Annotated in this window: 11 protein-coding genes and 1 pseudogene; 8 read left to right on the forward strand and 4 right to left on the reverse strand. The window is 37.6% G+C overall.

What is annotated here, in order from left to right; translation table 11 throughout:
- Window positions 1-54: 54 nt before the first annotated feature.
- Window positions 55-1302, reverse strand: a complete 1248-nt coding sequence (locus BWR56_RS09210) for an MFS transporter (RefSeq protein ID WP_049505360.1) — start codon at window positions 1300-1302, stop codon at window positions 55-57.
- Window positions 1303-1499: 197 nt separating this feature from the next.
- Entirely contained in the window at window positions 1500-2351 is an 852-nt protein-coding gene (locus BWR56_RS09215; RefSeq protein ID WP_049505359.1) for a helix-turn-helix domain-containing protein, read from the reverse strand.
- Between the two features lie 124 nt (window positions 2352-2475).
- Here BWR56_RS09215 and BWR56_RS09220 point away from each other — a divergent pair, with 124 nt between their 5' ends.
- Window positions 2476-2817 (forward strand): metal-sulfur cluster assembly factor, encoded by a 342-nt coding sequence (locus BWR56_RS09220; RefSeq protein ID WP_001204052.1) that lies wholly within the window; start codon window positions 2476-2478, stop codon window positions 2815-2817.
- Window positions 2818-2983: 166 nt separating this feature from the next.
- On the opposite strand, the gene ilvD is transcribed toward BWR56_RS09220, so the two are convergent.
- The gene (gene ilvD / locus BWR56_RS09225; protein ID WP_000137343.1) at window positions 2984-4687 is read right to left on the reverse strand and encodes a dihydroxy-acid dehydratase; all 1704 of its coding nucleotides are present in this window, start codon (window positions 4685-4687) and stop codon (window positions 2984-2986) included.
- 230 nt (window positions 4688-4917) lie between these two features.
- Here ilvD and rpmF point away from each other — a divergent pair, with 230 nt between their 5' ends.
- Window positions 4918-5100, forward strand: a complete 183-nt coding sequence (gene rpmF, locus BWR56_RS09230; protein ID WP_000290417.1) for a 50S ribosomal protein L32 — start codon at window positions 4918-4920, stop codon at window positions 5098-5100.
- A 15-nt stretch (window positions 5101-5115) separates the two neighbouring features.
- Window positions 5116-5265 (forward strand): 50S ribosomal protein L33, encoded by a 150-nt coding sequence (gene rpmG / locus BWR56_RS09235; RefSeq protein ID WP_001265622.1) that lies wholly within the window; start codon window positions 5116-5118, stop codon window positions 5263-5265.
- A gap of 201 nt (window positions 5266-5466) precedes the next feature.
- Here rpmG and BWR56_RS09865 read toward each other — a convergent pair.
- Window positions 5467-6818 (reverse strand): annotated as a pseudogene (locus BWR56_RS09865) (IS3 family transposase).
- Between the two features lie 778 nt (window positions 6819-7596).
- On the opposite strand from BWR56_RS09865, the gene BWR56_RS09250 reads away from it, so the two are divergent.
- The 5 genes from BWR56_RS09250 to essC are packed head-to-tail and all read left to right on the forward strand — an operon-like array spanning window position 7597 to window position 14320.
- Window positions 7597-7887 (forward strand): WXG100 family type VII secretion target, encoded by a 291-nt coding sequence (locus tag BWR56_RS09250; protein WP_049505358.1) that lies wholly within the window; start codon window positions 7597-7599, stop codon window positions 7885-7887.
- Between the two features lie 49 nt (window positions 7888-7936).
- On the forward strand, window positions 7937-8419 hold the full coding sequence (locus tag BWR56_RS09255; RefSeq protein WP_231110157.1) for a type VII secretion protein EssA: 483 nt from the start codon (window positions 7937-7939) through the stop codon (window positions 8417-8419).
- On the forward strand, window positions 8382-8639 hold the full coding sequence (locus tag BWR56_RS09260) for a hypothetical protein (protein WP_049505356.1): 258 nt from the start codon (window positions 8382-8384) through the stop codon (window positions 8637-8639). Before BWR56_RS09255 ends, BWR56_RS09260 begins: the two co-directional genes overlap by 38 nt.
- Before the next feature lie 8 nt (window positions 8640-8647).
- Window positions 8648-9874, forward strand: a complete 1227-nt coding sequence (essB, locus tag BWR56_RS09265; protein ID WP_049505355.1) for a type VII secretion protein EssB — start codon at window positions 8648-8650, stop codon at window positions 9872-9874.
- Complete coding sequence (gene essC / locus BWR56_RS09270; RefSeq protein ID WP_076984848.1) at window positions 9875-14320, forward strand: type VII secretion protein EssC; 4446 nt, start codon at window positions 9875-9877, stop codon at window positions 14318-14320.
- The last annotated feature ends 15 nt before the right edge of the window (window positions 14321-14335 follow it).

A 14335-nucleotide genomic window follows, 5' to 3' on the forward strand; every position in this document is an offset into this window, starting at 1 on the left:
AGTCTTATTTTACCATAAATAGAGGGATTAAAACAGTATGAATAAAATTAGGATTCAAATATCATTTTTGAGATTAATAACTGTCAAAAGAATAGCTAGCAAGGAAAGACCAACAAATAGCATCCAAGTCAACTGTATATTCCATACAGCTATAAGTGAAAAACAAGCTGTTCCCACAGGTATGGATAAGGTAAACAATAAACCTAAAAAATTACTGGTACGAGCTAAAACATCTGGAGCTAGATTTTTCATGAGCATGGCACTAATCTTTGGTTGAACTTTACCAGACACATAGAGAGTTGAAAAGAGAAATAGTAAACCAAGTACGACTTGATTGAATACATTAGCTAGACCAATTAGACTGAGTCCTACGGTCGCCCACATCATCAATCTAGGCAAAGACTGCTTCCCAAAATAATCATTGCCCGTAAGGCTACTGATGATGATTGCTACTAAAACACAGAATTGATTGATAAATAGTGCCTCTGTGTAAGAAAAATTCAAGAGAGAATGGCTCAAAAAGAAGATGTTATAGATGCTTCCTAAAGCCCCACCCAAGGCATTAATAAGCAAGACAGCAAAGATCATGAAACCAAAGTTTTTCTGTCCACCTTTAAGAAAAACGAGACGTAAATTTCGGTAAATTGTTAGGAACTGGTCTTTGATAGAAAGCTTCTCATTTTTTAGGTTTTCACCATCAGCAGATGACATTGACAGACTCAATTTGCTTTTTCCTAAAAAGAGAATAAAGGCTGATACTAGGAAAAAGCAGGCATTGATTCCCGCAACAAGGGAAAAATTGTTGACCGATAGACCTAAGAGCCAAACTCCAAAAGCTTGACCACCAATAGCTGAAATATAGGTGATAAACTGAGAAAAAGAATAAGCCTCCATTAGATCATCTTCAGCTACTTTTTCCTTGATGAGAGGCATGCGCAAACCACCAGCAAAATCACTGATGACATCACTGATGACATTGATCAAACACAGGCTAGAAAAGGCAAAGAGACTAGCTTGCTGAACAACTAAAGCTGCTAGAAAAAATAAAACTGCCTGAAACAAACCGCTATAGACCATCCATTTGACCTTGTCCCTTGTATAATCTGCCCGAATCCCTACAAAAACTGTAAAGAGAGTCGGAAGAATCATGACAATATTCGCCATAGCAACAGCAAAAGAGGCTTGTGGCAAGGTCGATGCATAAACGATAAATACCAGGTTGAAAATCGAAGCACCAAAAGCATTGAAGAATCGTGATAAAGTCAAGACACGATAAGCTTGATTTCTAAACAATAGTTTCATAGGTAATCTCCCTTCTTGTTATAATCCCTATATGAAGTATGACTATAGTATAGCACTTAGAAATTGAAAGGGAAAACTTTTGAATATATGCAACACACAAAATGAGCAAAGAAACGATAGAACTTTTGTAACGACCTGAGAGTAGTCAAAAGTTCTATCGCTTAAATTTTCAAATTATTTTCTTAGTTTGCAGATATTCAACAATCGGTTGTATTTCTGTAGTATTCAGCAGATTTGTTACAACCAAGCATCTCAAAAATATGGACAGCATCTTCCATCTTTTTCTGACCTTCCTTGACTCTACCCTGCTTGCTATCAAGAAGACCTTCAGCCCACAAATAGACAATTCGGAAATAGATCTCATTTTCCTTGTAGAAATGCTCTTTGATGACACGTTTAAAATAATAGGCAGTGGTAAATTCTTCACACTCAATGCTGGCTAAAAAACCATTCAATAGCATGGTGTGAAAAAGGTTGCGATTACCAGACATTTCCATTAGAAAATCAGATTTGCGGAGCATTTCTCGTACATATCTAGTAAAAAGAGGAATAGATAAGAGTGAGGAACTAACTGAGAACAAATTGAGTTCATAGATTCCCCAAATCTCGGTAGAAAACAAATAATCATGAAGGACTTCCCCTTCCTCTGCTGTTAACTCTACCGTTTCATCCATGCTCTTCATATAAGACTTAATCATAATGGCATTTAGAATATGTTTCTGTTTATTTTGAGAATGGGCATGCTTTTGATACTCCTTACGATACAAGTCCTCGAGAGGTGCTATGTTCTTTGGATCCAAGATATCTGTGATCTCTTTTCTCAACTCAGAATCTGTATCATACTGAAAACCTCTCGCCAGAAAGAGGATTTCCTCTACACTCGCAGATATATTTTCTAGGGCAAACAGAAACTTTCCCACCGAAAGTTCACTCTGACCTGTTTCAAATCGGGACAACATGGACGGCGAAAATTGTCCCCCAGTTGCTTGTCTCAGCGAGATATTTCTTGATTCTCGTAATTGTCTAAAGACTTTTCCAATCTGCTCCATAGACTTCCCCTTAATTCGGTATTTTATTTATGTTATCATATTTTTTCAGAAAATTCATCAAAAACTTGCCAAATTGTCAGAATTATGAGAAAATAGAGGATATTTATCACGTGGAGGGACTGTTATGAGAGACGATATCAAAATCAATGACCGCGCTTTGGCCTTGCAAGACCAAATTATCGAAAAACTAGAGAAGGTTTTTGATACAGATGTGGAATTGGATGTTTACAATCTGGGCTTGATTTATGAAATCAATCTGGATGAAACAGGTCTCTGTAAGATTGTCATGACCTTCACCGATACTGCCTGCGATTGTGCCGAAAGTTTGCCTATCGAAATCGTTGCAGGTCTAAAACAAATCGAGGGTATCGAAGATGTCAAGGTTGAAGTTACCTGGTCTCCCGCTTGGAAGATTACACGAATTAGTCGCTACGGACGCATTGCCCTTGGACTGCCACCTCGTTAATGAGGCAAATCACTTTTGAAGATAAAAAGAAGCAAGCCGAAGATGGCTTGCTTTTTGATACTCAATGAAAATCAAAGAGCAAACTAGGAAACTAGCTGCAGGCTGTACTTGAGTACGGCAAGGCGACGTTGACGTGGTTTGAATTTGATTTTCGAAGAGTATGAGTTTATTTTTTACCTGACTTGTCCATATTCCAGAAGTCTGTCACGGCTCCACGTGAAGCAGATGATACGATATGGGCATATTTACCGAGAACACCACGGCTGTAAAGTGGTGGCAAGGTTGTTTCTGCCTTGCGTTTTTCAAGTTCTTCTTCGGATACGGCCATAGAAATTTCTTTGGTATCTTGGTCAACTGTAACGATATCCCCTGTACGAAGGTAAGCAATCGGTCCACCATCCTGAGCTTCAGGAGCGATATGTCCGACAACCAGACCATAAGTACCACCAGAGAAACGGCCATCCGTCAAGAGAGCAACCTTGTCTCCCTGACCTTTACCAACGATCATGGATGAAAGTGACAGCATCTCAGGCATACCAGGACCACCCTTAGGTCCAACGAAACGAACAACGACTACATCACCATCAACGATTTCATCTGTCAGAACGGCCTGAATAGCATCTTCTTCTGAGTCAAAGACCTTAGCTGGTCCAACGTGACGACGCACCTTAACACCTGATACCTTGGCAACCGCACCATCAGGAGCGAGGTTCCCGTTCAAGATGATAAGCGGACCATCTGCACGTTTTGGATTTTCAAGTGGCATGATGACTTTTTGACCTGGTGTGAGGTCTGCAAAGTCGGCCAAGTTCTCAGCGACTGTCTTACCAGTACATGTGATGCGGTCTCCGTGAAGGAAACCATTCGCTAAGAGATATTTCATAACCGCAGGGACACCACCGACTTCGTAGAGGTCTTGGAAGACATACTGACCAGATGGTTTCAAGTCGGCCAAGTGAGGCACACGCTCTTGGATTGTATTGAAGTCCTCAAGTGACAAGTCAACATTAGCCGCATGGGCAATGGCAAGCAAGTGAAGAGTGGCATTTGTAGAACCACCGAGAGCCATCGTTACAGTGATGGCATCTTCAAAGGCTTCACGAGTCAAGATATCTGATGGTTTGAGACCAAGTTCCAACATCTTGACAACAGCACGTCCTGCTGCTTCGATATCTTCTTTCTTGTCGGCTGATTCAGCTGGGTGAGAGGAAGATCCTGGCAAACTCATACCTAGAACTTCAATAGCAGTCGCCATGGTATTAGCTGTATACATACCACCACAGCCACCAGGGCCAGGGCAGGCATTACATTCGAGACGTTTCACGTCCTCAGCTGTCATGTCACCGTGGTTCCATTTTCCGATTCCCTCAAAAACAGAAACCAAGTCAATGTCTTTGCCATCAAGATTTCCCGGTGCAATAGTTCCACCATAGGCGAAAATGGCTGGAATATCCATATTAGCAATGGCAATCATAGAACCAGGCATGTTCTTATCACAGCCACCGATAGCGACGAAGGCATCGACGTTGTGACCACCCATCGCCGCCTCGATAGAGTCCGCAATGATATCACGAGATGTTAGAGAGAAACGCATACCAGGCGTTCCCATGGCAATCCCGTCCGCTACGGTAATGGTACCAAACTGAACAGGCCAAGCGCCTGCGGATTTGACACCTTCTTTAGCCAATTTCCCGAAATCATGCAAGTGGATGTTACATGGTGTATTTTCCGCCCAAGTCGAAATCACTCCCACAATCGGTGTTTCAAAGTCCTTATCTGTCATACCAGTCGCACGCAGCATGGCACGGTTTGGTGATTTAACCATGCTGTCATAAATGCTACTGCGGTGACGTTTATCTAATTCAGTCATTTGTTCCCTCCCATTTCAGTTTTTACTATTATAGCACATTTTAAAGGCAATGAACAGAAGAAAATTCTTGAATTTTCAGAAAATTTCGATTAATTTGATTGAATGACTTCTAATTTTTTCATCTTTTTTTGTCAAGTAACTTTACTTTACAAAAAAAATGTGTTATCCTAGTATGGTTGATGAAAATCACTAGATTGAATCGAATTTAAATACCTAAAGGAGAAATCAAAATGGCAGTACCTGCACGTCGCACTTCAAAAGCGAAGAAAAACAAACGTCGTACACACTACAAAGTAACAGCTCCATCTGTAAACTTTGACGAAACTACTGGAGATTACTCACGTTCTCACCGCGTATCACTTAAAGGATACTACAAAGGACGTAAAATCGCTAAAGCTGCATCAGCTGAATAATAGAAGGGAGATATCATGCGCGTAAATATCACACTTGAACACAAAGAATCTGGTGAACGCTTGTACCTTACTTCTAAAAACAAACGTAACACTCCAGACCGTCTTCAATTGAAGAAATACTCACCAAAACTTCGCAAGCACGTTGTGTTTACAGAGGTTAAATAGTGGGTCATTACGTTTCAGTAGAAACGAAAAAACCTTGATTTAACGCGATTCTTGAATTTTCAAAGTTCAATGTATTGCAATAAAAATCAACCGAATGGCTACATTTTTGACTACATTTTTTGTGAAATAAATTAGATGTTCGGATATATAGAAAACGCTCTAGCTATATTTGTACTGACCCCAAAAAGTTAGACAATTAATTTATCCAAAGGATTTAGTTCTGTACTGCACAGGACTAAGTCCTTTTAGTTTTTTCTTAATTCGTTTATTGTTGTAGTAATCAATATAGTCTACAATGGCTTGTTCCAATTGCTTAAGCGACTGAAACGACTTCTCATAACCGTAAAACATTTCGGATTTTAAAATGCCAAAGAAGGACTCCATCATACCATTGTCTGGGCTGTTACCTTTACGTGACATGGATGGCTGAATTCCCTTACTCTCTAAAAACCTGTGATAAAAATCGTGTTGATATTGCCATCCTTGATCACTATGGAGAATCGTATTCTCATAGTATTTCTCTGTGAATGCCTGCTCCAACATCGTTTTTACTTGTTCTAAATTAGGCGAACGAGAAAGATTAAAAGCAATAATTTCGCTGTTAAAGCCATCTAAAACAGGCGATAAATAGAGTTTCCGTGTGCTATTTGGAATGGCAAACTCTGTCACATCCGTATAGCACTTTTCCATTGGCCTTGATACTTCAAATTGACGTTGAATGAGATTCTCTGCTTTCTTGCCAATCTCTCCTTGATAAGAAGAATACTTCCGTTTACGACGAATTCGAGCCTTTAAACCAAGGACCTTCATCAGACGTTGAACTTTCTTATGATTCACTACAAAACCGCGATTTCTTAGTTCAAGAGTAACTCTACGATGGCCATAATTTTCTTTATGGTCATTATAAATGGCCTGAATTTCGGTTTTAAGCTCTTTATCTTTATCAAACACATCTAGTTGCTTCAACTTGATAATAGTAAGTCGAGCGAGCTAAATGGGCTGTTTCAAGAAGAAAATCTAGTCGAAATTCTCCTGAAACCATTTCTCCAACTGTCTCTGCCTTTCTCGCTCTGGGGCTTCGTCCCTTTCCTCTAACTCTTTTAACTTTTTTAGGTAGGCCACCTCAGTCCGTAATCGTTCATTCTCCTCCTGAGGTCGTTCTAATTCTGTCAACTCTTCCCAAGTTTTCTTCCGTTTACCCCCCATTATAGATGGTCTCCCTCTTGTTTTCTCAACAGAGTATACTCGTTTTTCCTATATTGTGCTAGTCAATTTGTCAACAGCGAACGGTCGGGCAAAGTATAATCTAAAGCTACACTTCTTTGTGAACAACCTTCTAGCAGAACTTCCTCAGCCATTTCTTGTTTTAAGTGAGGAGAATAGTAACGATTTTTTCCTTTTTTGACGAACTCTATTCCGTAACGATCAATCAATTTAATCATGTACCTAAGATTAGAATTGTTTATCCCAAATTTATTTGAAAGCTGTTTGAAACTTTGTCCTTGTTTTCTTAGTTCATAGATTTGAACTTTATCTTTATAACTCAATTTCATAATAAAACACCCCAAAAGTTAGATGTTTTCTGTCTAACTTTTGGGGTCAGTTCAATTGTCTAGAGCGTTTTTGTGTTGTTTAAGAAAATTAGATGTTGGTTTTAGATAACTACTCATTTCAGATTTTTTAAACAAGATTTAATTGTTGATAACTAGAAAGGATTATTATGTTTGCAAAAAACAAATTTCAATACTGTATTTACAATCATGAGAGACTAGAACTTCATGAGCTTCAAAAGGAATATCAAAAGGATAAAGCTGGGACAAAACTTAAGTATGAAAACCAATTGTTCGCAATCCTTCATGGATAGAGCGCAAGTTGTTCTCGATAGCTCAAAGATCAGCTTGATGTATTATTCTTTCAGCCATAATATCCCCCTTGTTAATGATTTTTAAATTAATTAGACAAAATTTGGCCATAGAATATTCTTATCTTAAAGAAATAATTATATACTGAAAAACAGGTCGCAATTACACATGATTCAGATAAAATATACCAGAACTATTTTAGTTTCTTCTTATAGAAATAAGAAAATCATAATTGATACTTTAATTCAACATACTATGAAATGAGAATATGAAGTTTTCTATGAGGAAAATGTGCACTTGATTTGACATTTTAGGGCGTACGAAACCTTTGAATACAGGCTTCTTTCTATCTAAATGTTTTTGCAGATACTTTTTTTGTACAAATTTGTATTACGAGTGTGTAACTGATAGACAAACACTAAAATATATGATAAACTAAAGTAGGAAAAAATTTAAAAGGAGAATCCTTATGTCATCAATTAGTTTGACTCCAGAACAGTTACAATCTCAGGCGGCTATTTATCTTAGCGCTAAAGATCAAATTGAACAAGCGGTACAAACCGTTAATCGCACAAATGGAGAAATGGCATCACAATGGAAAGGGCAAGCATTTAATGCTTACCTTGAGCAATACAACCAGTTGTATACACATGTTCAAAAATTCGAGGAGCTTCTAGTGAGCATCAACCAACAATTGAACAACTATGCTCAAACAGTAGCTGAACGTGACCAACAAGATGCACAAAGCTTTGGTTTGTAGTTAATTTTGAGGAGCGTCAGGGAAACTTGACGCTTATTTTTATACCATGATGAAGAAAATTAAAAAGTACCTATTAATTCTTTGTATCGTATTTCCTGTGCTAGTTTATGCAGACGATGGTAGCTTAAAACTTGATACAGATATCATTACAAATAGTACACAGGACACGGTCAAAAATAGGATAGAATCCAAATATGCTCCAAATTTATTTTTAAATCGTACCCAAAAGGTTGTGGACCAGAGAACTCAAACAACAAAAGAACTTTTACAGGGGGCAGAGCAGACTATATTTACCGATAGTGAAAATCATTCTATTTATCGTTTAGAAACTACTGGCGTTAAAACATCATTGTTTAATCAATACACTGTAGAGGAGAAACCCTCTTTTAAACAAAGTGACTATTCAATTTTTAAGGATTGGATGGGAAGTGTATTGACAAGTTTTTTCTTGTTGTTTATGGTTTTTTTGGGTATCTATTTAGGAAGGAAATGGCATGGATTACGGAAAAATAAAGTTAACTCTAGAGTATAGAACAAAACAAATAGATATTCGAGTTTCAAAATCCCTTACTTGGTTAAGATTAGAAGAATTATTAAAAGATACCAAAGTTAGAGAACAGTTGAATTTACCCCTAAATAGTTCGTTTTGTTTCAAAGTTAGAAATAAACAAATTCATATCGAAACAACGGATATCTTGGCTGCTTATCCAGTTAGTGATGGGGATTATATAGAGATTAAAGATGTATCATAGGAGAAAAAATGTTTGAAGCAGATCAACTACAATTTGTGAGAGAAGGCAACCAAATATCAGTTCAAATTTCTTCATCAGGTTACCATAGAGAACAGCTTGAATTGATTAAAGAATATTGTCCAGTAGAAATAGTGCAGAAAGATGGAGTTCTTTCTTTGCATTATATTATTCCAGAGTATTTTAAAACTGTTAAAGAAGAAATTTTAGACAGAACTACGGAGCTTGAGCGTTTTAGTTTGGCACAAAGCATGTCGGTATTAGTTCATTCTGAAAATGATTATAAAATTCCATATATCCATCCTGAGAACATCATTGTTTTTGGCAGTAATGTACAAATGTTACATTATGGAATCGAAAAATTACTTGCACCTCAACAGCATAGTTCTGAATTCTATTTAGAATCTTATAAAGCTTTAATGATTTCCATTTTACTACCCAAGGTAGATTTTGACTTAGTCATCCATGGGATTGATGCAATAAAGGAAAAGGTGGCACAGGATATTAGTCCCTTAGAGAGTGTAGCTGATGTTAATAAATATATTGCAGAAAAGTATGCAAAATTATCAGAAGAGAGTTCAAAATCTAATTTGTTGGTGAACAAGAAAAAATGGAAGACTTTGTTAATAGGGGGAGCCTTGCTTGCTACAACCACAGTCATTTTAAGTTTTGCCACTTATAAGTCTATGTTTAAAGACGGCCCCCTAAAATCATCAGTCATTATGGCCCAATCAAATTTCATGCGAAAAGACTATTCTGAAACAGTTGAATCATTAAAAAATTATGGTGCAGAATCATTACCAAAAGAAGCTAAGTATATCTTAGCAGCAAGCTATGTCCGTTTAGATAGTTTGAGCGATAAGCAAAAGGAAGTTATTTTAAATACGATTACAGAATCTACAGATGATACAATTTTCTATTATTGGATTTATCTTGGACGTGGAAAATTTGAAAAGGCTCTGGATGTGGCACAAAATATCGGGGACACACAATTGATTTTACACGCTTATACAAATCTATATGAATCAGTCAAAGCAGATATCAATATGAACGGTTCTGAAAAACAAAAGAAACTTGAAGAATATGAAAAGAAAATAAAAGAACTTTCTGCTGAGATTGGAGAAGCTACTACAAATAGTAGTGATACAAAAGCATCTACAAATAGTAGTGATACAAAAGCATCTACTGAGACCACAACTCCTAAGGACAACCAAACAAAAGAAAAGAGTGAACGATAAATGAAGGCAAAAAAGCTAGAATATGATCATCAACTGGGAGACCAATTAGGAGAACTTCATAAACCTATTTATACCTTGTTGATTGAACAAGAAAAATTGGAAAAAATTGATTTGTTTGAAGGACAAGAGGTAAGAGTAGGTACTAACGAGTATACAGTAGAAGGCAGAAGAGTCTATCGAAATGGTAAGGAATTAGAAAGAGGAAAATCTACCTTTGATAAAGAAACTGTAACCTTATTGGTCCCTGAAGAAGATATTTTTATCACTTATATTTTTCCGCCACAACGATTTATTTGTAGCAAGAAAGAATCAGCTGACATTAGTTGGTCACCTTCAAACCAACTTATTTTCTCAAATAATCAAGTACAGGTTACTCTTGGGGAATCTCCGATCTATCTAAACGACTGTCTTATCAAAGAGGAAGGACTTTATCCATTTGAAGTGGGGAGCCGAATGAAGGTTTCTAACTATTTTATAGAAAAAAGAAAGAACCAGTGGAAGATTGGATGTCTTTTTGAAGAACCACAATTGAATAAGAGTCAAATTCTGATACAAGAAAAAAACAATGAATATCCGATGGATTTTCCAGAGTATAGAAGGAGTCCGAGAGTCAACCCTATTATCCATAGTGGGAAAATCATTATCAATCAACCTCCACAGCCGATAAAGCCACCCAAAAATTCGCTCATCCGAGCCATTGTCCCAGCTTTAGGGATGTTTACTTTAACTGCATTGAGTTCAATTTGGACAAAAGGGAATCCTGTAATGATGCTAGGGATGGGTGGTTTTAGCCTCCTGACGGCAGCGACAACTATGAGTCAGTATTTTGAGGAGAGAAAGGATACCAAAGAACAGGAAAAAAATCGTATTCAAGATTACGAAGCATATTTATTAAAACAAGTATCCGACTTAGAAAGCTACTACAAAGAAGAAACTAAGATTCTACATTACAATCAACCGTCAATATCAACCATTACTGAGCTGATTGCAAAGTATGATTCTAGAATTTATGAGCGAATGGACTATAATGAAGATTTCTTACAGGTGTCTTTAGGATTAGGAGATAAATTAAGTCAGCTAGAGTTGCAAACAAATTTTGATGAGCAAAGTAAAGATGAAATATCGCAGTTTGCTCGAACAGTCTTGCAAGACTACAGTTTGCAAAAGAAAGTTCCGATCACGGTTAATATCTTTGAAGCGACAGTTGGTCTTGTTGGAAACAGTGAAGTAACTAGGACAGCTGTGTATAATATGCTCTTACAGATGGCAATGTTCCATAGCTACTTAGATGTTAATTTTATCAATCTTGTTCAAGAACAGAGATATGAGAAAGATTGGTCTGAGTGGCGCTTTCTCCCTCATTTTAATATGCAGGAACGAAATATTCGTGGTTTTGTTCATGATGCTAGAAGCCGTGATGCTGTTCTAAATTCGCTTTACCGTATCATTCAAAAACGTTCCCAAATCAAACGTGAAATGGGGGAAAAAGATGCACGCTTTAAACCTCATTATGTCTTAACGATTATGGATGACTCCCATTTACTTGGCCATAGTTTGAATGAGTATCTAGCCAAGGATTTGACAGAGTTGGGTGTAACAGTCATTTGGGTGAAAGAGGCACGTCGTCTTTTGCCAGAAACTATCACAACTCTAATTGAATATAAGAATCAAAATTTAGGTCAAATCATTAATGATGAAGGTGCCTATAGTGCTCAAACCTTTATTCCCCATCCGCTGTTGGATTGCTATGAAGATTCTATTCGTACTTTAGCAAATCTAAAACACATGGAAGTAGAGAAGAACACGATTCCTAAATCTGTTACTTTTTTGGAACTCTATCAAGTCAGAGAAGTTGAAGAGTTACAGGTTGCGACTAGATGGTCCAAAGCGGATACTTTTAAAACGTTAGCGGTGCCATTAGGATTGCGTGGGAAAGATGATCAGGTGGAGCTCAACTTACATGAACGTGCACATGGACCACACGGCCTCGTAGCAGGAACTACTGGTTCAGGTAAATCGGAGATTCTTCAGTCTTATATATTATCCATGGCTGTAAATTTTAGTCCGGAGGATGTTGGATTTCTTACCATTGACTTCAAGGGTGGTGGGATGGCGAATCTTTTCAAAGATTTACCACATATGCTTGGGTCTATTACTAACTTAGAGGGAGCTGCTAGTGCGCGTGCCCTAGCTTCTATCAAAGCAGAGTTACAAAAACGTCAACGACTATTTAATCAATTTGGCGTCAACCATATCAATGGATACACTAAATTATATAAGGAAGGTCAACAAGCTACTGACAAATCAGGTTATCCAGACAAACCATTACCTCATCTCTTCCTTATTAGTGATGAGTTTGCTGAATTGAAAGAACATGAACCAGAATTTATGACAGAGCTGGTTTCGACAGCCCGTATTGGACGTTCGCTTGGAGTTCATCTAATTCTTGCTACACAAAAGCCATCAGGTGTCGTGAATGATCAAATATGGTCAAACTCGCGTTTCAAACTAGCTTTGAAAGTGTCAGATGAGTCTGATTCAAATGAAATTATTAAAACACCAGATGCGGCGAGCATTACTGAACCAGGGCGTGCTTACCTACAAGTAGGAAACAACGAAATCTATGAATTGTTCCAGTCTGCATGGAGTGGTGCGCAGTATGCCCCACAAACAGAGGGAGTTCAAGAAGTTGTTGATGAACGAATCTGGTTGATAAATGACCTAGGACAATATGAATTACTATCTGATGACCTATCTAAGGACGAAAATTATACTGCTGATCAGACGGAAGAAATCACGGAACTCTCAGCTGTTGTAAACTACATAGCAAGAGTGAGCAAGACTGTTCCCCTCAACCTGCCAGATAAACCGTGGTTAGAACCACTAGAGACAGCCATCATATCCCCTCAAACAGATATTCACTGGACCGACGAAAAAGTATTGGCCGTTCCTTTTGCTCGAATGGATATTCCGACAGAGCAACGTCAGAAGGATTATCATTTTGATTTGGAAAAAATGGGGCATACAGTTTTCTATGGTTCACCTGGTTTTGGGAAATCCCTAGCTCTTCAAACTCTAGTGTTAAATCTCGCTCGTTTGAATACTTCAGAGCAAGTACAAATCAATTTATTTGACTTTGGGACAAATGGACTCTTGCCACTAAAAGATTTACCTCATGTAGTTGATTTGACACGGTTTGATGAAGAAGAAAAACTGGTTAAGTTTTTAAAACGTATTGACCAAGAGTTGAAGATTCGCAAGGAAAAATTTGCCCTCTATAATGTAGCAAGCCTTTCTCAATACGAACAAAAATCGGGTGAGAAACTCCCTGCTATTCTTACTATTTTTGACGGGTTTGATACTATAAAAGACACACCACTAGAAGAAGCTATTGAAAGTATGATTAACCGCATCCTACGTGAGGGAGCGAGTCTTGGATGCTATGTGATTTTGACAGCACTTCGTTCAAATAGCCTTAAAATCAGTATGTCAAGTAATATCACCTCGCGCTTGGCCTTTTACCTGGTTGATGAAGGAGCTTCTAAGGAAATTATCGGACGCGATGCTTTAATTCAGCAAGAAATTTTTGGTCGTGCCCAGTTGAAAGAAGATATTCCTTATGCCATTCAGGTTTATCTCCCTATAAGTGGAGAAGGGGACATTGAGCGCCTATATAACTTGGAAGAAGAAGTCAAGTTGATTGCAAGAAGCTGGACAGGAGTTTGCCCAGAACCAATCCCAATGTTGCCAAATGAAGTGACGCTTACACACTTTAGTAATCATCCTAAAGTACTTGAGATGTGGTCGAGGGGAGAATTACCAATAGGGTTTGATAAAGAAACAACGGATCCTCAAGGGTTTGTTCCCGATAGAGATGGGTATTTTGAATTCTTATATGATACCCCGCAACAATTGGAATATTGTGAAAATAGTTTGATGCCAGGTCTGAATAGATTAGTAAATATTGAAAAAATATTATTAAATACCAACAATAGTTACAAAAAAACAGAAGTATTTGATAAAATTATTGATAGAGATAATATACCTAGTTTCTTTAACGATATTCAAGGAGAAATTGAAAGCCGTCACAATGGTAAAGAGGCTTCAATGATGTACGTATTTATCCCAGAGGCGCATATGCTAGGGGCTTTATTAAATATGAAAATAACCGAGGATGTATTTAAAAAGATTGTTAGAAATAGCGGGAAAGTTCACATTCATTTTGTATTTATGGGAGAACAACAAGCTATTAGTGTAGGCTACTTAGATGTTGACAAGGTCTTAAAGAGCAATGTTCCTGCTGGATGTGTTGGAACAAGGTTCAAAGATCAAAATATTTCAAAAGTACAAACGAGCTTCAGCGAGCCAGTTGTAGCAGAGGATGAGACAAACTTTTTTGTGGGTAGAATAGGTTATCGTTTACGATTGGTTACAGATAATGGATAGAATCTTTAACATAAG

Source organism: Streptococcus oralis, from assembly GCF_001983955.1.
Classification (GTDB): domain Bacteria; phylum Bacillota; class Bacilli; order Lactobacillales; family Streptococcaceae; genus Streptococcus; species Streptococcus jiangnanensis.

Bases quoted from the DNA above. Each gene is read 5' to 3' on its own strand.
- BWR56_RS09210 (WP_049505360.1), bottom strand. From the start codon at position 1,302: ATGAAACTATTGTTTAGAAATCAAGCTTATCGTGTCTTGACTTTATCA.
- BWR56_RS09215 (WP_049505359.1), bottom strand. From the start codon at position 2,351: ATGGAGCAGATTGGAAAAGTCTTTAGACAATTACGAGAATCAAGAAAT.
- BWR56_RS09220 (WP_001204052.1), top strand. From the start codon at position 2,476: ATGAGAGACGATATCAAAATCAATGACCGCGCTTTGGCCTTGCAAGAC.
- ilvD (WP_000137343.1), bottom strand. From the start codon at position 4,687: ATGACTGAATTAGATAAACGTCACCGCAGTAGCATTTATGACAGCATG.
- rpmF (WP_000290417.1), top strand. From the start codon at position 4,918: ATGGCAGTACCTGCACGTCGCACTTCAAAAGCGAAGAAAAACAAACGT.
- rpmG (WP_001265622.1), top strand. From the start codon at position 5,116: ATGCGCGTAAATATCACACTTGAACACAAAGAATCTGGTGAACGCTTG.
- BWR56_RS09250 (WP_049505358.1), top strand. From the start codon at position 7,597: ATGTCATCAATTAGTTTGACTCCAGAACAGTTACAATCTCAGGCGGCT.
- BWR56_RS09255 (WP_231110157.1), top strand. From the start codon at position 7,937: ATGAAGAAAATTAAAAAGTACCTATTAATTCTTTGTATCGTATTTCCT.
- BWR56_RS09260 (WP_049505356.1), top strand. From the start codon at position 8,382: ATGGATTACGGAAAAATAAAGTTAACTCTAGAGTATAGAACAAAACAA.
- essB (WP_049505355.1), top strand. From the start codon at position 8,648: ATGTTTGAAGCAGATCAACTACAATTTGTGAGAGAAGGCAACCAAATA.
- essC (WP_076984848.1), top strand. From the start codon at position 9,875: ATGAAGGCAAAAAAGCTAGAATATGATCATCAACTGGGAGACCAATTA.